The sequence below is a fragment of the Roseateles toxinivorans genome (assembly GCF_004362525.1).
Classification (GTDB): Bacteria; Pseudomonadota; Gammaproteobacteria; order Burkholderiales; family Burkholderiaceae_C; genus Paucibacter; species Paucibacter toxinivorans.
On record NZ_SNXS01000004.1, the window covers coordinates 499,718 to 524,506 of the forward strand.

Below are 24,789 nucleotides of genomic sequence, written 5' to 3' on the forward strand. Positions count from 1 at the left end.
CAACGGAGACATCAACATGAGAAGAGCTGGACAGCCGCACTGCGGCCAGGAATCGAATCGTTTCAAGCCTCGCGCCACCTGGCTGGCCGCGGCCCTGCTGATGCAGCTGGCGACGCCCCATGCGCTGGCCCAGAGCACGGCGGCTACCGATGAAAAATCTGCCGAAAAGAGCAAAAGCAAGGACGAAGCCACCAACCAGCTGGACCGCGTCGTCGTCACCGGCAGCACGGGCCTCGCCCGCACCGTGCGCGAAAGCTCGGTGGCCGTGACCGTGGCCGACCGCGAGGCGCTGGACCGCAAGGCGCCGTACTCGGCGGCCGAGGCCATGGAGCTGGTGCCCGGCATGTATATCGAGGCCTCGGCCGGCGAGATGTCCAACAACTACTCGGTGCGCGGCATGTCCGGCGGCAACCAGCGCTGGGTGCAGGTGCAGGAGGATGGCCTGCCGATCTTCTACTACCCGAGCTGGTCGGCCGACGGCCTGGTCAAGTCGGAACTGGGCATCGACCGCATGGAGGCGGTGCGCGGCGGTACCTCGGCCATCCTGACCGCCAATGGCGCCGGCGCCACGATCAACTTCCTCACCTTCCGCAATCAGGGCAAGCCCGAGGGCGCGCTGCGCCTGACCACCTCCGACTACAACCAGAAGCGCGTGGACCTGCGTTATGCCGGCGGCCTGGGTGACGGCTGGTTCGGCGGCGTGTCGGGCTACTACCGGGTGGACGATGGCGTGCGCTATCCCGAATTCACCGGCAACAAGGGTGGCACGGTGCGCGCGCACATCGGGCGCAAGATCGAGGGCGGCGAATGGAGCGTGAACCTCAAGGGCATGCACGACCACACCATGTTCTATCTGCCCATTCCGGTGATCGGCAAAGACAATCCGCGCAGCCTGCCCGGCATGGATGCCCGCTACGGCACGATGATAGGGCTTGACTCGGGCGTGCAGACGGTGCGCACATCGCTGGTGCCCGGCAGCTTCATGCAGACCGTGGACTCGCGCGATGGCTATGACCACAAGGCCTTTGCGCTGGGCTACAACTACGAGAAGGCCCTGTCCCCGGCCTGGAAGCTCTCGTCCAAAGGCCGCTACACCGATTCCGACGTGACCGCCAGCGTGGTGTTCTCGTCCAGCAACAACAGCCTGCGCCCGGCCGTCGACCGCCTGGACCCGGCCAAGTTCGGCTATGTGAAGGAGATGCTGGACCGCTTCGGCCCGGCCTGTGGCGGCACGTGCAAGCCCGCGGTCCGCATCGTCTCGACCGGCGAGATCCTCTCCACCCCTGAGCAGCTCAATGCGCTGAACGGCAACGGCCTGCTGTCCGACAACGTGCTGCAGGCCGACAAGCAGGTCAATCGCGAGTTCGTCAACGATATGCGCCTGACCTGGAACACCGAGCGCAACAGCCTCGGTCTGGGCCTGCTGACCTTCAACTCGCTGAGCGAGGGCGGCAGCCCGGTGTCGGCGCGCTTCGTCACCGATGTGCGCAATCACGCCAGGCGGGTGGACCTGGTGGCGCTCGATCCGGCCGGCAAGGTGGTGGGTTCCTACACCGAGAACGGTGTGCGCGAGCATTCCACCTGGGGCGATGGCAACGACAGAAGCCACAACAAATCGATGTCCGTCTATCTGAACGACGAGTACAAGGTCAACGACGCGCTGCGCATCGACGCCGGCCTGCGCATCGAACGCTTCCGCTATCTGCAGGGACGCGGCGGCTTTGGCGAGTACGAGCCGATCCCGGGCGCCTTCAAGCCGGGCTGCGATCGCTCAGCCCTGGGCGACGCGGCCTGCGATGTGGACAACATCATCGCCAACAACTACTGGGCCTACCCGACCAACGGGCAGTACGAGATGGTGCGCAACCGATGGACCGAACCCTCCTGGACGATTGGCGGCAACTATCTGCTGAATAACAACATCGCCCTCTACGGACGCTTCGCCAAGAGCTACCAGACCACCGGCGATTTGCCGGTGACCAAGATCCAGTTCGGCGAGCTGGGTGCGCGCGTACAGGCCAAGAACATCGCGGCCACCCTGACCTTCTACAAGGCCAACTTCAAGGGCGACCCGAACAGTGCCGAGGTGGACAACGCGCAGATCGAGATGCTGCAGGGCGTGAAGTCGCAGGGCCTGGAGTTCGAGGTCAGCTGGCGGCCGCTGCGGTGGTTCGAGTTCGCTGCCACCGGCGTGGTGCAGCGCTCGCGCTTCAGCGTCAACAACCTGCGAGTGCTGCGTGGCACCGGCACCGATCTGGAGGCACTGCTGAAGGAGGCCACCAGTTGGTCCGGCAACCGCCCGGAGCGCACGCCCGACCGCAACTTCACGCTCGCGCCTAGCGTCTTCTTCAACGACGGCAAGGGCGAGTTCACCGTGGCCTGGCACTACGTCGGTGACCGCTTTGCCGATGTGTCGAACTCGGTGCGCCTGCCGGCCTACAAGACCATCAACCTGAGCCTGCGCTACGAGCTGACACCCAGCCTCACCCTGAACGCGGCGGTGCGCAATCTGACCAACACCATAGGCTTGACCGAGGGCAATCCGCGCTCGGGCTTTGTGCAGGCGCCGGCCGGCAGCGACTACTACTATGCTCGCCCCATCCTGGGCCGCAATGCCCAGCTATCGGTGACGATGAACTTCTGAAAGGGCCAAACCATGCAATCAACATACAGCCCGATCTGGGACCACCATGTGGTCGTGCCCGACGCGCCGCCGGGCTTCACCGTGCGCACCTGCGTGCCCGCCAATCCTGACGGGGTGGAGGTGATGCTGGAGCGCTGGGAGGCCGGCAGCTGCGAGCCGCCGCACAGCCACCCGGGCCACGACATGACCGTGGTGGTGGAGGGGTCCATGCGCATCCAGTTCTTCAAGCGCGAGGGCGGGGCGCTGGTGGCGGATGGCGCACCGGTCACTCTTGATGCCGGCCAGACCGGTTATGTGGCGGCCGGGCGCATCCACGATGCGCAGTATCTGCAGGACTGCAAGCTGGTCTATGTGCACGAAAGGGCCTTCGGCTTCAAGGCTGAAGTCTGAGAACAAGGAACTCGGGAGAGTTCCAGGGGCGGGCGCCAGGCTCGCCCCCCGTCATCCGGCACAGCCGGCACCGAAGTCCGTTTGGCCGTGAGCCATTGCTCGCAGGGGCTGCCCTGGCTTCGGGCGCGGCCCAGCCCTGCGCTTTCCTTCGCACCAACCTAGTAAAAACCCTAGATTGCATTAATTCGTTTGTGATTAATATTCGGGCATAGTGATATACGAATGATGAGATTGAGGATGCAAGCGGTCGGCGAACAGGTGTTTGCAGCGGCGGCCGACCTGTTCGGGCTGCTGTCCACGCCCTGTCGGGTGCGCATCTTGTGTGAGCTGTGCAAGTCGGAGCGCAATGTCGGTGAGCTTCTGGCGTTGGTCGGCGGCAGCCAGCCGAATATGTCGCATCACCTCAACGCGCTCTATCGCGGCGGGGTGGTGCGCAGGCGCCGGGTCGGGGCCAAGGTCTTCTACCAGCTGGTGCCCGGCAAGGTCGATCTGCTGTGTGACGCGCTGCGTCAGCAGCGCCAGGCGGCTTGCCTGGACCAGGGCGGTCAGCCCTGACGCGGATTGGGGTTCTACCTGTGGAAGGAAACTTTTTGTGAGTTCGGACAACAAGCCAGCAGGCCGGCTGATCAAGGCGCCTGAGAACTTCCTGGATCCGGCCGGTGTGCGCCAGGTCTTTGCAGAGGCCAAGGCAGGGCGCCGCGGCTTCATCCGCAGTGCCTTCATGGCGGCCAGCGCGGCAGCGGTCGCGCCCGTGGCCATGGCCACATCGAACCCGGTGGGCAGCGGCGAAGGGGATCCCAATATCCTATCTCTGCCCGAGCACAGCAAGGGCCTTGGCCAGCCGGTGGTGACCGATGGCTATGGCAAGCCGTCCAAGTACGAGGTCAATGTGCAGCGCCGCCAGAGCCCGGGTCTGACCCAGACGGCTCAGGCCTCGGTGTCGTTTGCGCCCCTGCAGTCGCTGTTCGGCATCGTCACGCCCAGTGGCCTGCACTTCGAGCGCCACCACCAGGGTTGGTGGGACATCGATCCGTCCAAGCACCGCCTGATGCTCAACGGCTCCGAGCCGGCGATGCTCAAGCGGGCCATGGTGTTCACGATGGACGAGCTGATGCGTCTGCCCTCGGTGTCTCGCTTTCACTTCATCGAGTGTGGCGCCAACACCGGTATGGAGTGGGGCAATGTGGCCGTGCCCACGGTGCAGTACTCGCACGGCATGCTCAGCTGCAGCGAGTTCACAGGCGTGCCGCTGCGTGTGCTGCTGGACATGGCCGGCGTGGATTACAAGAAGGCCCGCTTCGTGCTCGCCGAGGGGGCCGATGGCTCGTCGATGACGCGCACCATCCCGATGGAAATGGTCGAGAACGGCGAGGTACTGGTGGCCTATGGCCAGAACGGCGAAATGCTGCGCCCGGAGCAGGGCTATCCGCTGCGCCTGGTCGTGCCTGGCGTGCAGGGTGTCAGCTGGGTCAAGTACCTGCGCCGCATCGAGGTGGGCGACAAGCCCTATGGCGCCAAGGACGAGGCGATCCACTATATGGACCTGATGCCCGGTGGTCAGCACCGTCAGTACAGCAGCATCCAGGAGTGCAAGAGCGTGGTCACCACCCCCTCGGGCGGCCAGGTGCTGCTGGACAAGGGCTTCTACAACATCTCGGGCCTGGCCTGGTCGGGCCGGGGCAGGGTCAAGCGGGTGGACGTGTCGGTGGACGGCGGGCGCAACTGGCGCACGGCGCGGCTCGAAGGCGCGGTGCTGCCCAAGTGCCTGACCCGCTTCAATATCGACTGGGTGTGGGATGGCAAGCCCGGCCTGATCCAGAGCCGCGCCACGGACGACAGCGGATTCGTGCAGCCGACCTATGGCCAGTTGCGCACCGCCCGCGGCACGCGCTCGATCTATCACAACAACGCCATCCAGACCTGGCTGGTGCAAGAAGACGGTGAGGTTAAGAATGTCCAGCTCTCGTGAGAAACAAACGCCGGGCCGTCCCAAGTGTTTCTCCTCCCCCTCGGGGGGGCGGACGACGCAAGGCGGCGGCCTCGGGGGCGCTTTTAAGTTGAAGCGCGCTCTGCTGGGTCTGCTGCTGGTGGCTGCGGTGCCGGCGGCCTGGGCGCAGTCCTCGGCCTACACCGGTGTCGGCCGCTCGGCCACGCCCAAGGAGGTGGCGGCCTGGGACATCGATGTGCGCCCCGACTTCAAGGGCCTGCCCAAGGGCGCCGGTTCGGTGGCCAAGGGTCAGGACGTGTGGGAGGGCAAATGCGCCCAGTGCCACGGCATCTTCGGCGAGAGCGGCGAGGTGTTCTCGCCGCTGGTGGGCGGCACCACCGCCGACGATATCAAGACCGGCCACGTGGCGCGGCTCAACGATCGCGCCTATCCAGGCCGCACAACCTTGATGAAGGTGGCCACCGTCTCGACGCTGTGGGACTACATCAACCGCGCCATGCCCTGGACCGCACCGAAATCGCTGAGCACCGAGGAAGTGTATGCGGTGACGGCCTTCCTGCTCAATCTGGGCGGTGTGGTGCCCGAGAACTTCACGCTGTCGGACCAGAACATCGCCGAAGTGCAGAAGCGCATGCCCAACCGCAATGGCATGACCCTGGACCACAATCTGTGGCCCGGCAAGGGCCTGACCACCGGCGCAAAGGCCGACACGCGCAACATCGCCTGCATGAAGGACTGTGTCACCGAGGCCAGCATCGCCTCGGCCCTGCCCGAGCATGCACGCAATGCGCACGGCAATCTGGCCGAGCAGAACCGCGCCGTCGGGGCGCAGCATGGCGCTGACACGACCAAACCGGCCGGTGCCCCGGTGCCGCGCGAACTGGCGCCAAAACCGGTTGAACCCGCCAAGTCAGGTACATCAGGCGCTCCAATGGCGCTGCTGAACAAGAACAGTTGCACCGCCTGCCACGGGATGGACAGCAAGCTGGTTGGCCCCTCGTTCAAGGATATTGCCAAGAAATACGGCAGCGGCGCCGATGCCGAGGCCTATCTCGCTGGCAAGATACGCAGTGGTGGCGTGGGCGTGTGGGGGCAGATCCCGATGCCGGCGCAGACGCTCAGCGAGGCGGACGCCAGGGCTGTTGCCCAATGGCTGAAGAGCGGCGCCCCGAAGTAAATTTCTTCCCCCTAGGGGATGGCACGGATGCTGAGCCATCATCCCTTTATTAGCATGCAACGATCTAGGAGACCGAAGATGATCGCAAATCGCCGAGAGGTACTTTCGACGAGCGCCAAGGTGGCATCTCTGATGCTGGCTTCGGGCTTGTTTGGCCAGATGGCGCACGCCAGCGGCCCGGCTGCCGGCAAGGGCGCCTTTGACGCCAAGACCATGGCCGACATGGCCAAGGCCCTGGGCTATGGCGCACCCGCCGAGAGCAAGGACGTCAGCATCACGGCGCCCGACATCGCCGAGAACGGCGCCGTCGTGCCCTTGGGCGCCGCCACCACCCTGGCCGGTGTCAAGCAGATGATGCTGCTGGTGGAGAAGAACCCGTCCGTGCTGGCCGCGCTGTTCAATGTCAGCCCCGAGATCGAGGCCAATTTCTCGACCCGCGTGAAGATGGGCCAGTCGTCCAATGTGTTCGCTGTGGCGATCACCAATGACAACAAGGTTCTGTTCGCGCAGAAAGAAGTCAAGGTCACGCTGGGTGGATGTGGCGGTTGACGCCTCGGCTCCTCCGGCAATACGGTTCAATTGATTTCGTCCTCGCAGTGCGCGGACTTTGAAGGAGACAGACATGGCAGATCCAATGCGCATTCGCGCCCAGGCCGCTGGCGACAAGGCCACCGTGCGCGTACTGATGGCCCACGAGATGGAGAGCGGACAACGCAAGGACTCGGCGGGCAAGACCATTCCGGCCTGGTTCATCAACGAGGTCACCGCCTCGCTGAACGGCAAGCAGGTGCTGAGCGCGGAATGGGGCCCTTCGGTGTCGAAGAATCCGTTCCTGCAGTTCAGCATCAAGGGCGCCAAGGCCGGTGACAAGGTTTCGGTGACCTGGACGGACAACAAGGGCGACAAACGCACCGACGAAGCCGCAGTGTCCTGATCCGGCGCTCCAAAAGTAGCCAGGCCCGCTTGCGGGTCTGTACATTCCAGTAGGCGCCAGCCGGGCATTCATGACATAGGCGCCACAACGGAGACAAACATGCGACATCACAACAAACTCCTGCTGGCCGGCCTGCTGCTGGCCGCTGGCGCTGCCCAGGCGCAGAAGACCGCGGCCGACGGCATTGCCGAGTACCGCGCCCTGCTCGCCGACGGCAATCCTGCCGAGTTGTTCGAGGCCAAGGGCGAGGACATCTGGAAGACCAAGCGTGGCCCCAAGAATGCGTCGCTGGAGCGTTGTGATCTGGGCAAGGGGCCAGGTGTTGTGAAGGGCGCGTTTGTCGAATTGCCCCGCTGGTTTGCGGACACCCAGAAGGTGCAGGACCTGGAGTCGCGGCTGCTGACCTGCATGAGCAGCCTGCAGGGCCTGGACGCAGCGGCGATCGCCAAGACACCGTTCGGCAAGGGCGAGCAGGTCGCCATGGAGGCGCTGGCGGCCTGGATTTCCGGGGAGTCGCGCGGCCAGCGCATGAACCTGCCCCAGGCCCACCTCGAAGAACAGCGCATGTACCAACTGGGCAAGCGCGCGTTCTTCTTCCGGGGCGGGCCGATGGACTTCTCCTGCGCGTCCTGTCATGGTGAGGAGGGCAAGCGCATTCGCATGCAGGACCTGCCCAACCTGACCAAGAACCCGGGGGATGGCGTGGGCTTCGCGGCATGGCCTGCCTACCGAGTCTCCAGCGGTGAAATGTGGAGCATGCAGCGGCGGCTGAATGACTGCTACCGTCAGCAGCGCTTTCCCTATCCCGGTTATGCGTCCGACGTGACCGTGGCGCTGGGCGTCTATATGGGCGTCAACGCCAAGGGTGCCGAGTCCGTTGCGCCCGCCCTGAAGCGCTGAAGGAGACGAGATGAACAAGAAGATCACCCTGCTGGCCGTTGCTGCCGTGACCCTGGTCGTGGCCGGTTGTGCCAGCCTCCCCAGCCCGGCCGAACTGGACGCGCAAGCGCTGGCCATGCTGAAGACCTCGTTCCGCGACGAGGGCATTGCCACCAACAAGCGCCTGGATCAGGACCTGGGCCAGCGCGCCTGTTCGTCGGAGCAGCCGCCCGCGGAGAGTGTCGTCAAGCAGATCGAGGCCGAGGCCCTGGCCACGGTCAAGTTGCCAGCCAACGGACAATACCTGGGCGACTGGCGCGAGGGCGAGAAGCTGGCCCAGAATGGGCGCGGCATGACCTGGACGGACAAGTCCGCCGCGCCGAGCGCCAATGGCGGCAGCTGCTACAACTGTCACCAGATCGGCAAGCAGGAGCTCTCCTTCGGCAATATCGGCCCCAGCCTCTACAACTACGGCAAGATCCGCGGCGTCAAGGAACCTGGCGATCCAGCCAGCGCCGCCATCGTGCAATACACCTGGGGCAAGCTGTGGAACTCCAAGGCCTACAGCGCCTGTTCCAATATGCCCCGTTTCGGCCATGCCGGCCTGCTCGACGAAACCCAGCTGCGCCATGTGATGGCCCTGCTGCTGGATCCGCGCTCGCCGGTCAATCAATAGGCCCCAAGGCAAGATGAAGCCCGCATGCCGCGGGCTTTTTTCGATTCAATACATAAGCGAGTACTTATCATGAGCCTGAGCAAACGCGACTTTCTGCAGGTAATGGCGGCGGCCTCGGCTGCCGGCATGGGCCTGACCCGTTATGCCGATGCTGACGCGGCCACGGCCGAGCAGGGCCTGTATGAGCTGCCACGCTTCGGTCAGGTGTCCTTCCTGCACATGACCGACTGCCACGCGCAGCTCAAGCCGATCTACTTCCGTGAGCCGAGTGTGAACCTCGGCCTGGCCGGCATGGCAGGTCAAAGCCCGCATGTGGTGGGCGAGCGCCTGCTCAAGAGCGTGGGTGTGCGGCCCGGCACGGCGCTGGCCCATGCCTTCACCTATCTGGACTTCGAGCGCGCCGCGCGTCGCTACGGCAAGGTCGGCGGCTTTGCCCACCTGAGCACCCTGGTCAAGCGCATGAAGGCCAGCCGCCCCGGGGCGCTGCTGCTGGACGGCGGTGACACCTGGCAGGGCTCGGCCACCTCGCTGTGGACCAATGCACAAGACATGGTCGATGCCTGCAAGCTGCTGGGCGTTGACGTGATGACCGGCCACTGGGAGTTCACCTACGGCATGGAGCGTGTCAAGGAGATTCTGGAGAAGGACTTCAAGGGCAAGCTCGACTTCGTGGCCCAGAACGTCAAGACCAATGACTTCGGCGACGCCGTGTTCCCGCCCTATGTGATGCGCGAGATGAATGGCATCAAGTGCGCCATCATTGGCCAGGCCTTCCCCTACACGCCGATTGCCAACCCGCGCTATATGGTGGCCGACTGGGCCTTCGGCATCCAGGACGAGAACATGCAGGCCATGGTCAATGAGGCGCGCGGCAAGGGCGCCCAGGTGGTGGTCGTGCTGTCGCACAACGGCATGGATGTGGACCTGAAGATGGCCTCGCGCGTTCGTGGCATCGACGCCATCCTCGGCGGCCACACGCACGACGGCGTGCCGGTGCCGGTGCAGGTGAAGAATGCCGGCGGCATCACCCTGGTCACCAACGCCGGCAGCAACAGCAAGTTCCTGGGCGTGCTCGACTTCGAGGTCAAGGACGGCCGGGTGGCCGACTTCCGCTACAAGCTGCTGCCGGTCTTTTCAAATATGCTGAAGGCCGATCCGGAAATGGATGCGCTGATCAGCAAGGTGCGCGCACCCTATGAAGGCAAGCTGGCGGAGAAGCTGGCGATCAGCGACGGCCTGCTCTACCGCCGCGGCAATTTCAACGGCAGCTGGGACCAGCTGATCGTCGATGCGCTGATCGAGGTGCAGGGCGCCGAGATCGCCTTCTCGCCGGGCTTTCGCTGGGGCACGAGTCTGCTGCCCGGTGACGTCATCACACGTGAGCTGATGATGGACCAGCTGGCCACCACCTACAGCTATGCGACCGTCACCGAGATGACGGGCGAGACCATCAAGACGGTGCTGGAAGACGTCTGCGACAACCTGTTCAATCCTGACCCCTACTATCAGCAGGGCGGTGACATGGTGCGTGTCGGCGGGCTCAGCTATGCCTGCGAGCCGGGGGCGGCGATGGGCAGGCGCATTCAGGACATGCGTCTGCACGGCAAGCCTATCCTGGCCGACAAGAAGTACAAGGTGGCCGGCTGGGCCCCGGTGGCCGAAGAGGCCGCCAGCCAGCCGGGCAACCGCATGGTCTGGGATGTGGTCGAGCAGTGGCTCAAATCCAAGGGGAGGGTCAGCGCCCGCAAGCTCAACACACCGCGCCTGATCGGTGTGCAAGGCAATCCCGGCCTGGTGCTCTGACAGCAGGGCGCAACGCGCCACTATTTGGCTGGATTCAAGGGAAAGTCCCCGCCTGCACCCGCTTGTGGGGCGCTCCCCGGGGCCCTAATATTGCTCAACAGTTATGAAAGTTTGATATCAATCTTTCGAAAGCTTCATGAGCAACAAGCCGGCCAAGTCAGATCCTGTCGAGGTGCCCGCAGTGGCCGCCAGCGCGGCCACCGCCCCTGGCGACGTCGAACAGATGCGCCAGCATGCCCGCGAGGCCACCGCGCTGCTCAAGGCCATGGGCAACGAGGACCGCCTGCTGATCCTGTGCACTCTGAGTCAGGGCGAGCTGTCGGTGGGCGAGCTCGAGGCGCGTACCCAGATTCATCAGCCGACGTTGTCTCAGCAGCTCACCGTGCTGCGTGCCCAGGGCATGGTCAGCTGCCGCCGCGACGGACGCTTTGTCTACTATGCCGTCTGCAGCCATGCGGCTCTGGCCACCATAGAAACTCTTTACGGACTGTTCTGTGCCCGCAGCGCCAGCTGCGTGCCGCCCCCTGCCGCCAAGCGCGCGAGGAGGCCACCCTCTTGAGTCACTAGCACCCAAGCCCGTCGCCCGACGGGAGCCAAAAGCGGGCCGCGCATGGGGCGTGGGTCTCGCAACACATCTGGAGACAACATGACGAAACGCGCAACTCGCGTCGCGGGGGCCCTGCTCGCCCTGCCGATGCTGGCGCATGCCACCAACGGCATGCTTCTCGAGGGCTATGGCCCGATTGCCGGTGGCATGGGCGGTGTGGCCAATGCCATTGACAACGGCATGGCGGCAGCCGCCAACAACCCCGCGACGATGGGCCTGATGAGCGCCGAGGCGAGACTCGATCTGGCCATCGGCCACCTGGGTCCCAAGGTCAGCAGCGCAGCAGGTCCGATGGCGGCCCACTCGAGCGCCAGGGCCTACCAGATGCCGGCCTTCGGCTACGGCCGGCGCAATGGCAGCCTGACCTACGGCCTGGCGGTCTTTGCCCAGGGCGGCATGGGCACCGAGTATGCGGCCGACAGCTTCCTGGCCATGGGCTCAGCTCAGCCCGTGCGCGCAGAGCTGGGGGTCGGTCGCCTGATCGCTCCCGTGGCCTGGCAGGTCAGCCCGGCACTGACGCTGGGTGGTTCGATCGACCTGGTCTGGTCCACGCTTGACATTCGCATGGCGGCCTCCGGTGCTCAGCTGGGCCAGATGGTGACCGGTGCCTCCGGCAATCTGGCCATGGCGCTGCCGGCCCTCGGTGGCGCGCCCTGGGCGCGCATTGATTTCAGCGATGGCAGCAAGTTCTCCGGCGAGGCCATCTCCACCGGCTGGGCCGCCAAGCTGGGTTTTGTCTACAAGATGTCGGACGCGCTGACGATGGGTGGCAGCTGGCACAGCAAGACGGCGCTGAAGGACATGAGAACGAGCCAGGGCGGGGCGAGCCTCAGCGGCTTTGGTGGCTTCAGTGATAGCGGCCGCCTCAGCGTTGACAATTTCCAGATGCCCAGCCAGTGGGCCCTGGGTCTGGCCTGGCGCGCCAGACCCGGCCTGACACTGGCCGCGGACCTCAAGCACATCGGCTGGGCTGACGTGATGCAGTCGCTGCGCATGCGCTACGTGAGCGCCGGCATGGGCGGCGAGGTCAGCTTCGCGCTGCCGCAGCACTGGCGCAACCAGACCGTCACAGCGCTCGGCGCGGCCTGGCAGGCCACACCGGCCTTGATACTGCGGGCGGGCTACAACAGGGCGCCAAACCCGATCCCTGACCTGTACGTCAACCCGCTGTTCCCGGCGACCGTGCGCAGCCATCTGAGTGCCGGCTTCAGCTACGAGCTCGGCGAGCGCTCGGCTATCAGCGCCGTCATCACCAAGGCGCCGGACACCACCGTGCAGGCCGGCACCGGCGTGAGCATCAGTCACAGCCAGCTGAATGCGCAGCTGATGTACAGCCTGCGCTTCTGACCCTCGTTTTTTTTGGAACCAAATATCAGGAAATGATCATGCAAGGATTTATGAAAATGGCTGCCCGGCTGGCCGGTCTGGTACTGCTGGGTGCGGCGCTGACCGGCTGCGGCACCGTGGCGACCCTGGGCAAGCTGGAAGATGGCGCCGGCGCCGAGGCCAGCAAGATGTGGGACCGCTGGGTCGACAGCGGTGGGGACATTGCCGTGGCGACGACCTGGGAACGCAAGGTCAAGCCCGGCGTCACCTTGGACCAGATCGAACAGGCGCTGGCCAGCGTGGCGACGGAGACGAACATCCGGCCTGTCGGCGAACTGCCGCTGTCCAAGGAGCTCGAGGCGCGCAGCGGCAAGCCCCAGAAGCTGCTGAAGGTCTACAACTACTGCAACCCGCAGACGGCGCGCAAGATGGTGGACTTCTCGCCGCACATGTCGGCCTATCTGCCTTGCCGCATCAGCATCGTCGAGCAGAACGACGGCCTGTGGATGTACACGCTCAATATGGACATGATGATACGGATGGGGCGCAAGCTGCCGCCGGACCTGAAGGCCGATGCGCTGAAGGTGCGCGAGGCTATCTGGCTGATGATGGAGAAGGGCTCCAAGGGGGAGTTTTAAGAGGAATCGGGCCACCGCGAGGTGGCCCGTGCTGCACTTGAATCTCAGGGCCTCAGGTAGACGAAACCTTCCTTGGCCTGCAGCTTGGCGACCTCGGCCACGCCCGAGGGCACGACCTTGGCTTCCATCGCCAGCTTGTCGGCGCTGATCTTGCGCGAGACCAAGGTGTTGTTGCAGACGCGGAACTCCACGCCCCGACCGGCCAGTTCGCCGATGCTGCCGGCAAAGGGCTTGCCCGGGGCGGACTCGGCGCCGTCGAGCAGGAAGTCGATGCCCGCGCCGTGGGTCACGACGACGATCTTGGCGCCCGGATCGGCGGCCAGGTGGTTGCGGATGTTTCCGATGGCCCGCGCGGCCTGGGGTATGCCGTCGCTGAGGTGATAGACCACCTTGACGCCGGCATCGGTGGCGTGCGAAGGCAGGGCGACCAGTCCGATGCCCAGGGCAACGCCGCCGGCCAACAGGCTGCGGAAGAGATTTCTGCGCGGAATTGACATGGATCGTTCCTTGGGGTTGATGCGGGCTATACATTAGCAACTGCGCATATTAGGATTTAACGTCATTTCGATGTTTGCCACCCCCGGACAAACGCCGATACCAGGCATGCTTATGGAAAACCTCATCGAATCGCTGGGCCAGGCCAAGGCGCTCGCGCTGGGTGGCGTGCTGATCGGCTTCGTCTTCGGCTTCTTTGCCCAGCGCTCACGCTTTTGCCTGCGCTCGGCCACGATCGAGTTTTCACGCGGCGTGCATGGCGGCAAGCTGACCGTTTGGCTGTTTGCCTTCGCCACCGCCTTGCTGGCCACCCAGGCCCTCATCGCCCTGGGTCAGGCCGACGTCAGCACGGCCCGCCAACTGGCCGCGCGCGGCAGCCTGTCGGGCGCAGCCATCGGCGGGGCCCTGTTCGGTGTCGGCATGATTCTGGCGCGAGGCTGCTCCAGCCGTCTGCTGGTGCTGGCCGCACAGGGCAATTTGCGCTCGGTTCTGTCTGGCCTGGTGTTCGCCGTCACCGCCCAGGCCGCCTGGTCGGGCGTGCTGGCGCCGTGGCGCGAGCAGATCTCTGCCTGGTGGACGGTGGAGGGCGGCCCGGCGCGCGACCTGATCGCCCTCACCGGCATCGGCCGCGCCGGCGCACTGGCCTTCGGCGCCGTCTGGCTGCTGGCGGCGGTGCGCTGGGCCTGGCATCAGCGTGTGCCGGTGTGGGGCTGGGCCGGCGCGGTGATGGTCGGGCTGGCGATCACGGCGGCCTGGTGGTTCACCGCCTTTGTGGCGATGCTGGGTCTGGACGCCCAGGCCGCGCCGGTGCAATCGCTGAGTTTCACCGGCCCGTCGGCCGAGGTGCTGACGCGTGTGCTGTTTGCGCCTGACAAGGCGCCGACCTTCGACCTCGGCCTGGTGCCCGGGGTGTTCCTCGGGTCCTTCGTCGCGGCCGCGCTGTTCGGCGAGCTCAAGCTCGAAGGCTTCTCAGGCGGCGCCAGCATGCGCCGCTATCTGGTTGGCGCCGTGCTGATGGGTTTCGGCGGCATGCTGGCCGGGGGCTGCGCGGTGGGCGCCGGACTGTCGGGCGCGGCCGTGTTCACGATCACCTCCTGGGTCACGCTGTCGGCGATGTGGGCCGCGGCGGCGCTAACCGATCACTACATCGACCGCCGCGCCGAGCGCGCGGCCGAGTCACCCGCGGCGGCGCTGGATCAGCCGGTGCCGGTGCTGTCTCGTTCCTTTCCCCGTTGAGCGCTGCGATGCAAAAACCGATCGAATCGTGTGAACCCCGCCCTTTCTGGCCCAACTGGCTGGCCGGCGTGGTGCTGGGCCTGGTGCTGCTGCTGACCTTTGTCTGGACCGGCCACGGCCTTGGCGCCACCGGCGCCAGCACCCGTCTGACCGCCGCGTTGGCCCATGGTGTCGCCCCGGCGGCAACCGAGGCCAACGGCTACCTCGGACCGATGGTCAAGGATGGCAATCCGCTGCCCTCGTGGATCAGCTGGCAGGTGCTGGGTGTGGCGATTGGCGCCTTGCTCGCCGCCTGGCAGGCCGGGCGGCTTCGGGTGCAGTTGGACGGCGAGCGCAGCGTCGGCCGCGGCCGGCGTCTGCTGCTGGCCCTGGGTGGTGGCATCGTCGCGGGCTTTGGCGCGCGGGTCGCGGCCGGCTGCACCAGCGGCCTCGGACTGTCCGGCGCCGCCTCTCTGGGCGTGTCGGCCTTTGTGTTCCTCGGCACCTTCTTTGCGGTCGGCATCGTCGCCAGCCGCCTGTTGAGAGGGGTGTGAGCATGCAACTGCCTTTCAATGATGGCGGGGCCGTTTCCGGCCTGATCTGCGGCCTGCTGTTCGGCTTTGTGCTGGAGCGTGCAGGCTTTGGCAGCCCCTGCAAGCTGACGGCGCAATTCCGCTTCACCGACTGGTCGGTGCTGAAGGTCATGTTCACCGCCATCGTCGTGGCCGCCGCCGGCCTGGCCCTGCTGCGCGGCATCGGCTGGATGGCGGCCGACGCGGTGTTCGTGCCCTCGGCCTATCTGGGCGCGGCCGCCATTGGCGGCGCCCTGGTGGGGGCAGGTTTTGCCGTCGGCGGCTATTGCCCCGGCACCTCGGTGGTGGCGCTGATGTCTGGGCGGCTGGACGCTCTCGTATTTCTGATCGGCCTGCTGCTGGGCACCAGCGTGTTTGCCTGGGCCTGGAGCAGCGGCCTGGAGGCCTTGACGATGGCCGGCGAACTGGAGGCTGGAGACAACCTGCTCGATGCCTTCGGCATCCCGGACCTCTGGGCCGTGGCCGGGCTGTGCCTGGCCCTGGCCTTCGTCTATTGGCTGGGCGGACGCATGGAGCGCAACAGCCGTGGCCCGGTCACGGCGGCCGAAGCGCTGCGCGGTGCGCAGTCTGATTAAGTCCTTCCATTACAACCTGAGGTGATCACCGCGATGAGCAAGACCCGACCCCAGGCCACCCACCGCGCCGCGCAGGCCCTGCCGGCACTTGCCATGGCGCTGGCGCTGCTGCAGCCAGCGCTTGCGGCTGAACCGGCCAAACCGGCCAAGGGGGCAGCCTCGGCGGCTAGCGCAGCGCCGGCCGCGGCCAAGGCCGCCAACCCCTGTGGCCCGGACAATCCCTGCGGCCCGGCCAAGAAGAAGCGCAAGAAGAGTGACAACTCCTGCGGTCCGGCCAATCCCTGCGCGGCCAGGAAATAGGACGCCCCATGTCGGCCCTGCTGCAGCCCGAGCTACTGGCGCAGGCCGCGCTGGACGCGGTGCAGATACCGCTGCTGGCGGCGCAGCGCGGGCGCAGCATGGCCCAGCTGGCGCTCGGCGGGGCGGCGCGCTTCGAGCCCTGGCGGCACTATCCCGCCCATGATGCGCGCGACCTGGCACACGGCACACAGTTCTACTTCCATGCGCATGAAGACCCGCGCGGCCCCGGCGAGCTCGGGCACTTCCATCTGTTCCTGCGCGATCTGGAGCCAGGCGGTTTTCACCACCTGATCGCGCTCGCGCTCGATCCGGTGGGGCGCCCGCTGCGTTGGTTCAGCACCAATGGCTGGGTGACCGGCGAGCGGCTGCTGCCTGCGCAGGCTCTGCTGCCGGCCCTGCGGGGCTTCGCGCTTGGCCAGCGGGGGCGCCTGGCCCCGGTGGCTCGCTGGCTGCAGGCGCTGGTGCGCCTGCACGCCGACGATATCGAGCGGCTGCTTCTGGCGCGCGACGCCAGGCTGGCGCAGGAGTCCGCACAGCGCCCGCTGGAACAGGTGCTGGAAGACCGCGGCCTGGCGCTGCTGAGTCACAGCGAGATCGATTTGATGCGGCGCATTTATGCGTTGCAGGCCGAGCATTCAAACCCCGAAGGAGACAAGCATGAGACTGACGATAAAGACTTGGTTGCTGCCCGCGCTGGCCCTGCTCTGGGCCGGCCTGGCCCAGGCCGCCGGACTGCCCGGCCCGGTGGTGGACAGCGCCTGGCTGGCCGCCAATCTGGGCGAGGTGCAGGTCTTTGAGGTGCGCAGCAACCCCAAGAGCTTCACCGCCGCGCCCGAGTTCGAGACAGATGCCAAGACCGGCAAGAAGACCCTGGTCGAGGTCGGGGGCCACATACCCGGCGCGCGGCTGATGGACACCAAGCCGCTGCGCACCGACAAGAAGGTCGGTGAGCTGACGGTCAAGTACATGCTGCCGGAGATGGCCGCGTTCGAGACCATCATGCAGGCCGTCGGCGTCGATGCGGACCGCCCCATCGTGCTGGTGCCGGTGGGCACCGATGTGGTTGATCTCGACGATGCGCTGCGCGCCTACTGGCAGCTCAAGGTCTATGGCGAAGACAATATCGCGGTGCTCGACGGTGGCATGGCCGCCTGGCTGCTCGAAGGCCGTGCCCACAGCAGCGACGCAGCGCCTGCCAAGACCGGTAGCTGGCGCGCCAAGGCCGACCGCAGCGCCCGCTACGGGGCCGACTCCGAGGCGGTGGCCGCCGCGGTCGCCAGCAAGTCGGCAACGCTGATCGACGGTCGCGATCTGCGCTCGTACCACGGCCTGGCCCGGCGCGACTATGTGCATGCCGCCGGGCATATCCCCGGCGCCAAGGTGTTGCCGCCGGAACTGCTGACCCGGCCGGTCAGCGGAGGTGCGGTCAAGCTGCACAGCCTGGCCACCTACCGCGGCATTGCGGCCGTTACCGGCGTCGATGCCGACAAGCCCAGCATCGCCTATTGCAACAGCGGCCATCTGGCCTCCGGGCCTTGGTTCGTGATGTCCGAACTGCTGGGCCACAAGAACGCCCGGCTCTATGACGGCTCGATGCACCAGTGGACCTTGGAGAAGCGCCCGGTCGAGGGCGCGATTCCTCTACAGTAGGCGGCCATGAAGACGCCATCCATCATCCGCGGTCTGCTGCAGGCCCTTGTCGCGCTGAGCCCTCTGCTGAGCCAGGCGCAGACGCCGGCCGCCGAGCTGGCGCGCGCCGAGGAAATCGTCCAGGGCAAGTGCTTCATCTGCCACGGCGCCGACGGCGAAAGCTCCAGCCCGGTGTTTCCACGGCTGGCAGGCCAGCATGGCGCCTATATGGCCCGGCAGTTGGCCGACTACCAGAGCGGCAAGCGCAGGAGCACGACCATGCAGCCGATGGTGGAAGGGCTTACCGCCACCGACTTTGCCGCGCTGGGCAAGTACTTTGAGAGCCGCAAGCCGGTGGCCCATCAGGTCGAGGATGCCGATCTGGCCCAGGTCGGTCGCTTCGTCTTCATGCGCGGCAACCCGTTCAGCGGTGTGGCGGCCTGCGCGTCCTGCCACGGGGAGAAGGCCTATGGCACGCCACAGTTGCCGCGCCTGGCCGGTCAGCATGCGCAGTACACGGAGAACCAGTTGAAGCTGTTCAACAAGCGCGAGCGCACCAATGACAATGCGGTGATGCACGCCATTGCCAGCAAGCTCAGCGAGCTGGAACTGAAGGCCGTGGCCGCCTATCTCAGTGGGTTGAACTGACCCCCGGCCAGGCCGCTTGCAAGCGGCCTGGCGTTCGCAGGGCGTCGAACCGGCCGCAGGGCCGGTCCTCGGTCCCTGCTTACCCCAGCATGTCCGTCCAGATGTTGTCGGCCCAGGACAGGGCATAACGACCCTCGATCTGGTTCGCTCCGGCTGACACCCCACCCGAGCCGGGCACCGGCTTGAAGGTCTTGTCGGCGGCGTCGTACTGGTGCACCGAGGCCACATGGACCACGTCCTTGGCGGTCACGAAGCTGTAGCAGGTGTTCATCACCACCGGCGTGGCATTGACCGCCTCGCCCTTGAGCAACTGGATGATGGCCGCCGCGGCCACCTTGGCCTGCTGGTTGGCCATATGACCGGACTTGGGCATTCCCGGCCCGGGGAAGGTGGCGTCGCCCAGCACATGCACAAACGGCGTCGCGGTGGACTCCATTGTCAGCCAGTTCACGCCGCTCCAGCGCTGGTTGACATTGACCAGGCCGGCCTTCAGGGCCAGATCGGACGCGCGCTGCGGTGGGATCACATTGAGCACGTCGGCCCTGACGTCCTCGAACTCCAGCTTGGCCAGCTTGCCGCCATTGGCCACCTCCTTCAGCTCGGCATTGGCCCGGTATTCCAGCAGGCCGTCGTAGTGCTGCTTGAAGGCCCGCTCGAACAGGGCCTTCTTGGAGGTGATCTCGGGGTTGGCGTCGAGCACCAGCAGCTTGGACTTGGGCTTGTACTGCTTCAGGTAGCTGGCCACCATGCAGGCCCGCTCGTAGGGGCCGGGGGGACAGCGGTAGGGGGCCTTGGGGATGCTCATCGCGAACACGCCGCCATCGGGCATGGCCTCCAGCTGCTTGCGCAGGGCCATGGTCTGCGGGCCGGCCTTCCAGGCGTGCATGACCTGACCCGCGTCGAGCGCCGCTTTCAGGCCGCCGATACCGTCGAGCATGAAGTCGATGCCGGGTGAGAGTATCAGCCGGTCATAGGCCACGCTGCTGCCGTCGGCCAGGCGCACCGTCTTGGCCGCGGCATCGATGGCCGTGACCTCGCCCTGCAGCATCTTGACACCCATGGCTTTCAGCCCGTCATAGCCGCGCGTGATGTCGGCCATCCGCTTGTGGCCGCCGAGCACCAGATTGGAGATGGGGCAGGAGACGAAGCTGGCCTGGCGCTCGATCAGCGTCACGTCCACATTGCCGCCCCACAGCTTCAGGTATCGCGCCGCGGTGGCTCCGCCGAAGCCCCCGCCGATCACGACCACACGGCCGATCGAGGGGCCGCCGCCCAGGCTGGCGCAGCCGCTCAGGCTCAGGCCGGTGGCGGCAAGGCCGCCCAGCAGCAGGTGGCGTCGGTTCAGCGCCGGTTTGATCGATGCTTTGTACATGGCGCGTTCCTCAGGGTTTTGCCGGCAGGGCGGCGAAGTGCTTGACCACCAGCTTGAGCTGGTCCTCGGTATAGCCCTTGACGATCTGGTGCATGATCGTGGCTGGCTGGGCGCCACTGCGGTAGTCCGCCAGCAGCTTCAGCAATTCGTCTTCCTTGCGGCCGGCCAGCGTCTTCATCTCGCCCTTGGCAATGCCTGCAGTGCCGTGGCAGTTGGCGCAGGTGGCGGCGAGATTGCGGGCGAGGTTGGCGTCCTGGGCCTGGCAAATGCCGGCCAGGGTCGCCAGGGCCAGGGGCGCCAGTGTTTTCAAGCTGATCATCGATGTCTCCTTTTGGGTCGGGCTGCCTAGCAGCATCTTTACATTGCGCGCGGGCTCCTATCGGGACTAACCACTAGCTTGCAGTGGGGCAAATAGGTCTTAATATCTGTGTATGCTGATGAACAGTATTTTCTCGTGGGTGCGGGTCGCTGTCCTGCTCGGTCTTGCCGGTCTATTGCCGCTTCGGGCCGGCGCCCAGGCCCTGCACGCCCAGCAGGTGGCGCCACAGACCTGGATGGTGCAGGGCGAGTCGGCGCTGGGTTCCTCGGCCAACCGGAACTTCATCTCGAATGCCGCCTTCGTCGTCACAAGCGAGGGCGTGCTGGTGCTGGATGCGCTGGGCTCGCCGGCCCTGGCCCAGGCGCTGCTGGACGAGATCCGGCGCATCACGCCCAAGCCGGTGCGCTATCTGGTGGTGACGCATTACCACGCCGACCACATCTATGGCCTGCAGGTCTTCAAGGCCGCCGGTGCGCAGATCATTGCCCAGCGCGACGGCCAGGTCTATCTGCACTCCGAAACGGCGGCACTGCGCCTGCAGGCAAGCCGCGAGGAACTGTTTCCCTGGATCGACGAGAAGACAATGCTGGTGCCGGCCGACCGCTGGCTGGCCGGCCCGACCACGTTGCGTCTGGGCGGGCTGGACTTCCTGCTGCAGCCAGCCGGTCCGGCGCACACGCCGGAGGATCTGGTGGTCTATGTGCCACAGCTGAAGGTGCTGCTGGCCGGTGATCTGGTGTTCCGTGGCCGCGTGCCCTATGTCGGGCAGGCCGACAGCGGCAAGTGGATAGGGGCGCTGGACAAGCTGCTGGGCTTCGACACCACCGTCATCATCCCCGGCCATGGTCCGGTATCGAACACCGCCCGCGAGGACCTGCAGATGACCCGGGACTATCTGGCCTATCTGCGCCAGACTATGGGTGCGGCCGCGCGCGACATGCTGCCGTTCGAGGAGGCCTATGCCGCCACCGACTGGTCGCGTTTCGCCAAGCTGCCGCTGTTCGGCGTGGCCAATCGCATCAATGCCTACAACACCTATCTGCTGATGGAGCAGGAGGGGCGCTGAGCGCCGCTCAGGCTTTTGTCTCGCCGCCAAACTCCTCGAACGCGTCGAGGGCGTGAGCGGCATACATCAGCGCCGGCCCGCCGCCCATATAAAGGCACATGCCCAGCATGTCCTCGAACTCGGCGCGGCTGCAGCCGAGCTTGACCAGGGCCTCGGCGTGAAAGCCCAGGCAGGGGTCGCAGCGCGCGGCCACCGACAGCGCCATCGCGATCAGCTCCTTGGTCTTCTTGTCAAGCGCGCCGTCCTTGGTGGCGGCCTGTGCCAGCGCAGAGAAGCCGCGGGTCGTGTCGGGCATGTCGGCCCGCAGCTTGACCAGCGAGGCCGAGACTTCGGCGGTGATGGCGCGGTACTGCTTGCTCATGAGGAATCCTTGAATAAGTTGTGGCGAATATATTTACCCGACGAGGGCGCTCAGGCCTTGATGTCGAGCAAGGCCCATCAAGGTGGGACAGGCACAATTGAATGAATGATGCAATCTGCTTGCAGTCAGGTGACGGTCGCGACTGCACTCTCGCGGCGCTTCAACCTGAGTCCCCTTTGCTCAACAGCTTCCACCTCCCACCGTGCTTGGTCGCCGCTGCGGCGACCTTCCGGGCGGCCGTCTCGCCGTTGGCAGGGGCCGGCCGCCGGGCGGCCTGATCGTCCATGATGCGGGCGTCGGCAGCAGGGATGGACCTCGTCAACGGCTCGGTCGAATCGCTGAGCCGCCTGCTTGACGGCATCGATGCAGCGGTGCAGGACCACCTGAGCTGGAATCAGGGCCTGTTCCGCAGCGTGCTTCTGGGCGAAGCTCCTGCCGAGGGCCTTCTGCGCCCTGGCGCCCACGAGCGCTGCCATCTTGGTCTGTGGTTGCAGCGCGAGCATGCTCAGCTGAGCGCTATCGACGCCGAATTGACCCAGGCCGTTGCCGAGTCGCATGGGCGCATGCATGACGGCGCACGCGAGCTCGGTTCGGCCCGGCTCGAAGGCCGTTCGGATCTGAGGGCGGCCTTGACGGCCTACGAAGAGGGCCAGCGGCAGATGATTTCGAGTCTGGCCGAACTCAAACATGCGATCGAGAGCGTGACCGGGAGCATCGACGTGCTGACCGGCTTGCCGCTGCGGCACGGACTTGACGCCGTTTTCGTCCAATGCCGGCGCGATGCCCGACGCGAGGGTCGTCGCTGCTATCTCGCCATGATCGATGTCGACCATTTCAAGAGCGTCAATGATCGGTTTGGGCATCCCGCGGGCGACGAGGTTCTGGTCCACGTGGCGCGGACGCTGCGCGTCGCCTTGCGCGAGAATGACCCGCTGATCCGCTATGGCGGCGAGGAGTTCCTGGCCCTGCTGCGCTGCGACGATGTGGCCGCCGCCGAGCTGGCGGCCAGTCGCCTGCTTGAGGCGCTGCGTGGCGCGAGCATCGAACTCGGGCTCGGACGGGGCTTGCGCCTGACGGCAACGATAGGCCTGGCGGAGGCACTCAACGAGGACTCGCTGCAGACCACCCTGATGCGGGCCGACCGTGCCCTGCTGCAGGGCAAGCTGAACGGACGTGACCGCCATGTCATGGCGCTGGCCCGGGAGGCCACATCGACCTGAGCCCGCCCTGGACCGAGGCCTGCGTTCACTCGCGTTCCAGTTCCAGGTAGGTCCTGCTGGCATTGCCCGGCCCCAGCTCGGCGGCATTGAGCAGTCGTGCAAACGGCTTGGCATCGAAGGACTTCACGGCGGCGCCGATGTCCTGACCCTCGTCGACGGCCCGCTTCATGTGCGCGCGCAGCGCCTGCAGGTAGGCGCGGGTATCGGCCTGTGCGGTGGCCAGATCGGTCACGCGGCCATGGCCGGGCACGATGCGCGCAGGGGCGAGCCGCTCGATTTCGGCAAAGGTCTCCAGCCAGGGCTTGCTCAGGCTGACCGGAATCACACCGAGCATGCGCTCGACATAGACCACATCGCCGCTGAACAGCAGGCGCTGTTGCGGCAGCCAGACCAGCATGTCGCCCGGCGTATGGGCGCCGCCGCGGTGCCTGAACTCGAACAGCACTCCGCCCAGCTCCAGGCGCTCGTCCGGATTCCGGAGCCAGCGCTCCGGCAGCAGTGGCTCGGTCCCATCCGCCTGCGCGCCCAGCGCCGCTCGGAGCGCGCTCAGATGATCATTGCCGCGGTTCCTCATATCGGCTTCGCCGGCGGCATGGGCGATCAGCTGCGCACCCAGAGCCTTGAAGTAGGCGTTGCCCAGCCAGCGGTGGTCCTGCCCGCCGGTGTTGATGACCCAACGCACCGGCTGCGGCGTGACGCGGCGGATCGCCGCATGGATCTGCTGCGCACCCTGCAGCGTTGCGCCGCTGTCGATCAGCACCGCCCCCGCCGGCGTCAGCACCAGGCCGAGATTGGCGTTCAGCCCTTCGTTGGACGGCGTGCGCGCGCCCAGCTCGCCGATGAAGGCATAGATGCCCGGCGCGACCGGATCAAAGCGCACCTCGACGGCCAGTGCTGACCGGATCGGCAGCAGGTTCAGCACCAGGGCCAGCAGCAAAGGCCAGCGTTGCAGATTCGGCATGGCCGTCTTCCTCAGGGCTTGGACAGGCACTCGGTCGGATGGCCGACGACGCCCTCCAGGCTGCCGCCGCTGCAGTTGCCCTCCCACGGGTCCCTGAATATAAGCGATTGCGGATTTATGGTGCCACCGGTTGCGGGGAACTCAGTCTTTCGGGTAGACGAAGCGGCGGCTCAGGGGCGCTCAGAACGTGAGGTAGGCCTTGGCCTCCTCGGCTGGAAAGTAGCGCCGCATGATTTTCAGCAGCGTGCCGTCGGCGCGCATGCCGTCGACCAGCAAGCGCCATTTGCGCTGCTCGGCTTCGGGCAGGGCAGCCTTGGACATGATCAGGCCGTGCAGCACGGCGGGGTCCCCGCTGTCCAGCGTGCGGGTCAGCGCTAGCAGCGCGCGGTTCTCGACCTGCGAGTAGTTGAAGGGCTCGATGATCATGGCCTGGATACGGTCGCGCTTGAGCATGGCCAGCAACTGCTCGTGGTCGGCCACCTCGATATAGCGGCCCTGGGAAGTCAGCTGATCAACGAGCGCGTTGAGATTGCTGCTGTAACGGAAGCTGCGGATGCCGCCGATGCGCATCTGCGGATTGCTGCTGAACTCCGCGATGCTGGCAACGCCGCTGTCCTTGCGCACCAGCAGCTCGTACTTGTTGAACAGATACCAGGCAAAGCCCGCGTACTTGTCGCGCGCTTCATTGGTGATGCCGGACATGCTGAAGTCCAGTTCGCCCGATTCGATCGAGCGCCAGATGCGGGCGCGCGGCATCACGCTGAGGCTGAATCGGCAGCCGCTGCGCTTGATCAGTTCATCGGCCACATCCTTGTCGATGCCGCTTTGCGTGACCTTGGAATAGAGCATCCCATGGTCATGGAAGGCCAGGCTGAAAGTTCGCGAGCAGGCCGGCAACTCGGTGGCCCAGGCCGGGTTGGCGAGCACCAGGCAGAGTTGCGCGGCGAGGCGCATCCGGCGCGACAGCGCCACCGCGGGGGACCGTGACTTCATCGTCGGGCTTTGATTGGTTT

The 24,789-nt window shown here is 66.0% G+C and carries 28 protein-coding genes; 22 read left to right on the plus strand and 6 right to left on the minus strand.

The genetic code is table 11. The annotated features are described in order from the left end of the window. The first annotated feature begins 16 nt into the window (after window positions 1-16). The 13 genes from DES47_RS17360 (at window position 17) to DES47_RS17420 (ending at window position 13,022) form a co-directional block, all read left to right on the plus strand. The gene (locus DES47_RS17360) at window positions 17-2,644 is read left to right on the plus strand and encodes a TonB-dependent siderophore receptor (RefSeq protein WP_166652046.1); all 2,628 of its coding nucleotides are present in this window, start codon (window positions 17-19) and stop codon (window positions 2,642-2,644) included. Window positions 2,645-2,656: 12 nt separating this feature from the next. Then, complete coding sequence (locus DES47_RS17365; RefSeq protein WP_133701981.1) at window positions 2,657-3,034, plus strand: cupin domain-containing protein; 378 nt, start codon at window positions 2,657-2,659, stop codon at window positions 3,032-3,034. Window positions 3,035-3,271: 237 nt separating this feature from the next. Continuing rightward, window positions 3,272-3,589, plus strand: coding sequence for an ArsR/SmtB family transcription factor (locus DES47_RS17370; RefSeq protein WP_166652047.1), 318 nt, complete (start codon window positions 3,272-3,274; stop codon window positions 3,587-3,589). Between the two features lie 37 nt (window positions 3,590-3,626). Then, complete coding sequence (gene soxC / locus DES47_RS17375) at window positions 3,627-5,003, plus strand: sulfite dehydrogenase (RefSeq protein WP_133701983.1); 1,377 nt, start codon at window positions 3,627-3,629, stop codon at window positions 5,001-5,003. Window positions 5,004-5,091: 88 nt separating this feature from the next. Beyond that, window positions 5,092-6,159, plus strand: coding sequence for a c-type cytochrome (locus DES47_RS17380; protein WP_243748352.1), 1,068 nt, complete (start codon window positions 5,092-5,094; stop codon window positions 6,157-6,159). 78 nt (window positions 6,160-6,237) lie between these two features. Further along, on the plus strand, window positions 6,238-6,708 hold the full coding sequence (gene soxY / locus DES47_RS17385) for a thiosulfate oxidation carrier protein SoxY (RefSeq protein WP_208115037.1): 471 nt from the start codon (window positions 6,238-6,240) through the stop codon (window positions 6,706-6,708). A gap of 73 nt (window positions 6,709-6,781) precedes the next feature. After that, window positions 6,782-7,093: a thiosulfate oxidation carrier complex protein SoxZ gene (gene soxZ / locus DES47_RS17390; RefSeq protein WP_208115038.1), complete on the plus strand. Its 312-nt coding sequence runs from the start codon at window positions 6,782-6,784 to the stop codon at window positions 7,091-7,093. A 99-nt stretch (window positions 7,094-7,192) separates the two neighbouring features. Continuing rightward, window positions 7,193-7,993 carry a sulfur oxidation c-type cytochrome SoxA gene (gene soxA / locus DES47_RS17395; RefSeq protein WP_133701985.1) on the plus strand — a complete coding sequence of 267 codons (801 nt, stop codon included), beginning with the start codon at window positions 7,193-7,195 and terminating at the stop codon, window positions 7,991-7,993. A 10-nt stretch (window positions 7,994-8,003) separates the two neighbouring features. Continuing rightward, window positions 8,004-8,648: a sulfur oxidation c-type cytochrome SoxX gene (soxX, locus tag DES47_RS17400; protein ID WP_133701986.1), complete on the plus strand. Its 645-nt coding sequence runs from the start codon at window positions 8,004-8,006 to the stop codon at window positions 8,646-8,648. 69 nt (window positions 8,649-8,717) lie between these two features. Beyond that, window positions 8,718-10,451 (plus strand): thiosulfohydrolase SoxB, encoded by a 1,734-nt coding sequence (soxB, locus tag DES47_RS17405; protein WP_133701987.1) that lies wholly within the window; start codon window positions 8,718-8,720, stop codon window positions 10,449-10,451. A gap of 223 nt (window positions 10,452-10,674) precedes the next feature. Then, window positions 10,675-11,010, plus strand: a complete 336-nt coding sequence (locus DES47_RS17410) for an ArsR/SmtB family transcription factor (RefSeq protein ID WP_133702189.1) — start codon at window positions 10,675-10,677, stop codon at window positions 11,008-11,010. A gap of 87 nt (window positions 11,011-11,097) precedes the next feature. After that, window positions 11,098-12,405, plus strand: coding sequence for an OmpP1/FadL family transporter (locus tag DES47_RS17415; protein WP_166652048.1), 1,308 nt, complete (start codon window positions 11,098-11,100; stop codon window positions 12,403-12,405). A gap of 56 nt (window positions 12,406-12,461) precedes the next feature. Beyond that, window positions 12,462-13,022 (plus strand): DUF302 domain-containing protein, encoded by a 561-nt coding sequence (locus tag DES47_RS17420; RefSeq protein ID WP_243748353.1) that lies wholly within the window; start codon window positions 12,462-12,464, stop codon window positions 13,020-13,022. Between the two features lie 44 nt (window positions 13,023-13,066). Here DES47_RS17420 and DES47_RS17425 read toward each other — a convergent pair whose 3' ends face one another. After that, a complete protein-coding gene (locus DES47_RS17425; RefSeq protein ID WP_133701989.1) occupies window positions 13,067-13,519 on the minus strand; it encodes a DsrE family protein in 453 nt (150 codons plus the stop codon). A gap of 112 nt (window positions 13,520-13,631) precedes the next feature. Between DES47_RS17425 and DES47_RS17430 the strand changes: the two genes are divergently transcribed. The 7 genes from DES47_RS17430 to DES47_RS17465 are packed head-to-tail and all read left to right on the plus strand — an operon-like array spanning window position 13,632 to window position 18,477. Continuing rightward, window positions 13,632-14,753: a YeeE/YedE family protein gene (locus tag DES47_RS17430; protein ID WP_133701990.1), complete on the plus strand. Its 1,122-nt coding sequence runs from the start codon at window positions 13,632-13,634 to the stop codon at window positions 14,751-14,753. An 8-nt stretch (window positions 14,754-14,761) separates the two neighbouring features. Beyond that, window positions 14,762-15,286, plus strand: coding sequence for a YeeE/YedE thiosulfate transporter family protein (locus DES47_RS17435; RefSeq protein WP_133701991.1), 525 nt, complete (start codon window positions 14,762-14,764; stop codon window positions 15,284-15,286). A 2-nt stretch (window positions 15,287-15,288) separates the two neighbouring features. After that, window positions 15,289-15,900 carry a DUF6691 family protein gene (locus DES47_RS17440; protein WP_133701992.1) on the plus strand — a complete coding sequence of 204 codons (612 nt, stop codon included), beginning with the start codon at window positions 15,289-15,291 and terminating at the stop codon, window positions 15,898-15,900. A 33-nt stretch (window positions 15,901-15,933) separates the two neighbouring features. Further along, window positions 15,934-16,200 carry a hypothetical protein gene (locus DES47_RS17445; protein ID WP_133701993.1) on the plus strand — a complete coding sequence of 89 codons (267 nt, stop codon included), beginning with the start codon at window positions 15,934-15,936 and terminating at the stop codon, window positions 16,198-16,200. A gap of 8 nt (window positions 16,201-16,208) precedes the next feature. Next, window positions 16,209-16,997 (plus strand): DUF6969 family protein, encoded by a 789-nt coding sequence (locus tag DES47_RS29400; RefSeq protein ID WP_243748354.1) that lies wholly within the window; start codon window positions 16,209-16,211, stop codon window positions 16,995-16,997. A 1-nt stretch (window position 16,998) separates the two neighbouring features. Continuing rightward, window positions 16,999-17,850, plus strand: a complete 852-nt coding sequence (locus DES47_RS17460) for a sulfurtransferase (RefSeq protein WP_243748375.1) — start codon at window positions 16,999-17,001, stop codon at window positions 17,848-17,850. Window positions 17,851-17,856: 6 nt separating this feature from the next. Next, window positions 17,857-18,477, plus strand: coding sequence for a c-type cytochrome (locus tag DES47_RS17465; protein ID WP_133701997.1), 621 nt, complete (start codon window positions 17,857-17,859; stop codon window positions 18,475-18,477). A gap of 79 nt (window positions 18,478-18,556) precedes the next feature. Here DES47_RS17465 and DES47_RS17470 read toward each other — a convergent pair whose 3' ends face one another. Both DES47_RS17470 and DES47_RS17475 read right to left on the minus strand, forming a co-directional pair. Continuing rightward, entirely contained in the window at window positions 18,557-19,849 is a 1,293-nt protein-coding gene (locus DES47_RS17470) for an NAD(P)/FAD-dependent oxidoreductase (RefSeq protein WP_133701998.1), read from the minus strand. A gap of 10 nt (window positions 19,850-19,859) precedes the next feature. Then, window positions 19,860-20,168 carry a c-type cytochrome gene (locus DES47_RS17475; protein ID WP_208115040.1) on the minus strand — a complete coding sequence of 103 codons (309 nt, stop codon included), beginning with the start codon at window positions 20,166-20,168 and terminating at the stop codon, window positions 19,860-19,862. Window positions 20,169-20,286: 118 nt separating this feature from the next. Between DES47_RS17475 and DES47_RS17480 the strand changes: the two genes are divergently transcribed. Beyond that, on the plus strand, window positions 20,287-21,234 hold the full coding sequence (locus DES47_RS17480) for an MBL fold metallo-hydrolase (RefSeq protein ID WP_243748355.1): 948 nt from the start codon (window positions 20,287-20,289) through the stop codon (window positions 21,232-21,234). Between the two features lie 7 nt (window positions 21,235-21,241). Here DES47_RS17480 and DES47_RS17485 read toward each other — a convergent pair whose 3' ends face one another. Beyond that, entirely contained in the window at window positions 21,242-21,595 is a 354-nt protein-coding gene (locus DES47_RS17485; protein ID WP_133702000.1) for a carboxymuconolactone decarboxylase family protein, read from the minus strand. A gap of 308 nt (window positions 21,596-21,903) precedes the next feature. On the opposite strand from DES47_RS17485, the gene DES47_RS17490 reads away from it, so the two are divergent. After that, window positions 21,904-22,815, plus strand: coding sequence for a diguanylate cyclase (locus DES47_RS17490; protein WP_166652050.1), 912 nt, complete (start codon window positions 21,904-21,906; stop codon window positions 22,813-22,815). Window positions 22,816-22,840: 25 nt separating this feature from the next. On the opposite strand, the gene DES47_RS17495 is transcribed toward DES47_RS17490, so the two are convergent. Further along, on the minus strand, window positions 22,841-23,776 hold the full coding sequence (locus DES47_RS17495) for an MBL fold metallo-hydrolase (RefSeq protein ID WP_133702002.1): 936 nt from the start codon (window positions 23,774-23,776) through the stop codon (window positions 22,841-22,843). Between the two features lie 180 nt (window positions 23,777-23,956). Continuing rightward, complete coding sequence (locus tag DES47_RS17500) at window positions 23,957-24,769, minus strand: substrate-binding periplasmic protein (protein WP_243748356.1); 813 nt, start codon at window positions 24,767-24,769, stop codon at window positions 23,957-23,959. Between the last annotated feature and the right edge of the window lie 20 nt (window positions 24,770-24,789).

What these genes read in the sequence shown, in the direction of transcription:
- DES47_RS17360 (WP_166652046.1), top strand. Translation starts at nt 17, where the DNA reads ATGAGAAGAGCTGGACAGCCGCACTGCGGCCAGGAATCGAATCGTTTC.
- DES47_RS17365 (WP_133701981.1), top strand. Translation starts at nt 2,657, where the DNA reads ATGCAATCAACATACAGCCCGATCTGGGACCACCATGTGGTCGTGCCC.
- DES47_RS17370 (WP_166652047.1), top strand. Translation starts at nt 3,272, where the DNA reads ATGCAAGCGGTCGGCGAACAGGTGTTTGCAGCGGCGGCCGACCTGTTC.
- soxY (WP_208115037.1), top strand. Translation starts at nt 6,238, where the DNA reads ATGATCGCAAATCGCCGAGAGGTACTTTCGACGAGCGCCAAGGTGGCA.
- soxZ (WP_208115038.1), top strand. Translation starts at nt 6,782, where the DNA reads ATGGCAGATCCAATGCGCATTCGCGCCCAGGCCGCTGGCGACAAGGCC.
- soxA (WP_133701985.1), top strand. Translation starts at nt 7,193, where the DNA reads ATGCGACATCACAACAAACTCCTGCTGGCCGGCCTGCTGCTGGCCGCT.
- soxX (WP_133701986.1), top strand. Translation starts at nt 8,004, where the DNA reads ATGAACAAGAAGATCACCCTGCTGGCCGTTGCTGCCGTGACCCTGGTC.
- soxB (WP_133701987.1), top strand. Translation starts at nt 8,718, where the DNA reads ATGAGCCTGAGCAAACGCGACTTTCTGCAGGTAATGGCGGCGGCCTCG.
- DES47_RS17410 (WP_133702189.1), top strand. Translation starts at nt 10,675, where the DNA reads ATGCGCCAGCATGCCCGCGAGGCCACCGCGCTGCTCAAGGCCATGGGC.
- DES47_RS17415 (WP_166652048.1), top strand. Translation starts at nt 11,098, where the DNA reads ATGACGAAACGCGCAACTCGCGTCGCGGGGGCCCTGCTCGCCCTGCCG.
- DES47_RS17420 (WP_243748353.1), top strand. Translation starts at nt 12,462, where the DNA reads ATGGCTGCCCGGCTGGCCGGTCTGGTACTGCTGGGTGCGGCGCTGACC.
- DES47_RS17425 (WP_133701989.1), bottom strand. Translation starts at nt 13,519, where the DNA reads ATGTCAATTCCGCGCAGAAATCTCTTCCGCAGCCTGTTGGCCGGCGGC.
- DES47_RS17430 (WP_133701990.1), top strand. Translation starts at nt 13,632, where the DNA reads ATGGAAAACCTCATCGAATCGCTGGGCCAGGCCAAGGCGCTCGCGCTG.
- DES47_RS17435 (WP_133701991.1), top strand. Translation starts at nt 14,762, where the DNA reads ATGCAAAAACCGATCGAATCGTGTGAACCCCGCCCTTTCTGGCCCAAC.
- DES47_RS17440 (WP_133701992.1), top strand. Translation starts at nt 15,289, where the DNA reads ATGCAACTGCCTTTCAATGATGGCGGGGCCGTTTCCGGCCTGATCTGC.
- DES47_RS17445 (WP_133701993.1), top strand. Translation starts at nt 15,934, where the DNA reads ATGAGCAAGACCCGACCCCAGGCCACCCACCGCGCCGCGCAGGCCCTG.
- DES47_RS29400 (WP_243748354.1), top strand. Translation starts at nt 16,209, where the DNA reads ATGTCGGCCCTGCTGCAGCCCGAGCTACTGGCGCAGGCCGCGCTGGAC.
- DES47_RS17465 (WP_133701997.1), top strand. Translation starts at nt 17,857, where the DNA reads ATGAAGACGCCATCCATCATCCGCGGTCTGCTGCAGGCCCTTGTCGCG.
- DES47_RS17470 (WP_133701998.1), bottom strand. Translation starts at nt 19,849, where the DNA reads ATGTACAAAGCATCGATCAAACCGGCGCTGAACCGACGCCACCTGCTG.
- DES47_RS17475 (WP_208115040.1), bottom strand. Translation starts at nt 20,168, where the DNA reads ATGATCAGCTTGAAAACACTGGCGCCCCTGGCCCTGGCGACCCTGGCC.
- DES47_RS17480 (WP_243748355.1), top strand. Translation starts at nt 20,287, where the DNA reads ATGAACAGTATTTTCTCGTGGGTGCGGGTCGCTGTCCTGCTCGGTCTT.
- DES47_RS17485 (WP_133702000.1), bottom strand. Translation starts at nt 21,595, where the DNA reads ATGAGCAAGCAGTACCGCGCCATCACCGCCGAAGTCTCGGCCTCGCTG.
- DES47_RS17490 (WP_166652050.1), top strand. Translation starts at nt 21,904, where the DNA reads ATGGACCTCGTCAACGGCTCGGTCGAATCGCTGAGCCGCCTGCTTGAC.
- DES47_RS17495 (WP_133702002.1), bottom strand. Translation starts at nt 23,776, where the DNA reads ATGCCGAATCTGCAACGCTGGCCTTTGCTGCTGGCCCTGGTGCTGAAC.
- DES47_RS17500 (WP_243748356.1), bottom strand. Translation starts at nt 24,769, where the DNA reads ATGAAGTCACGGTCCCCCGCGGTGGCGCTGTCGCGCCGGATGCGCCTC.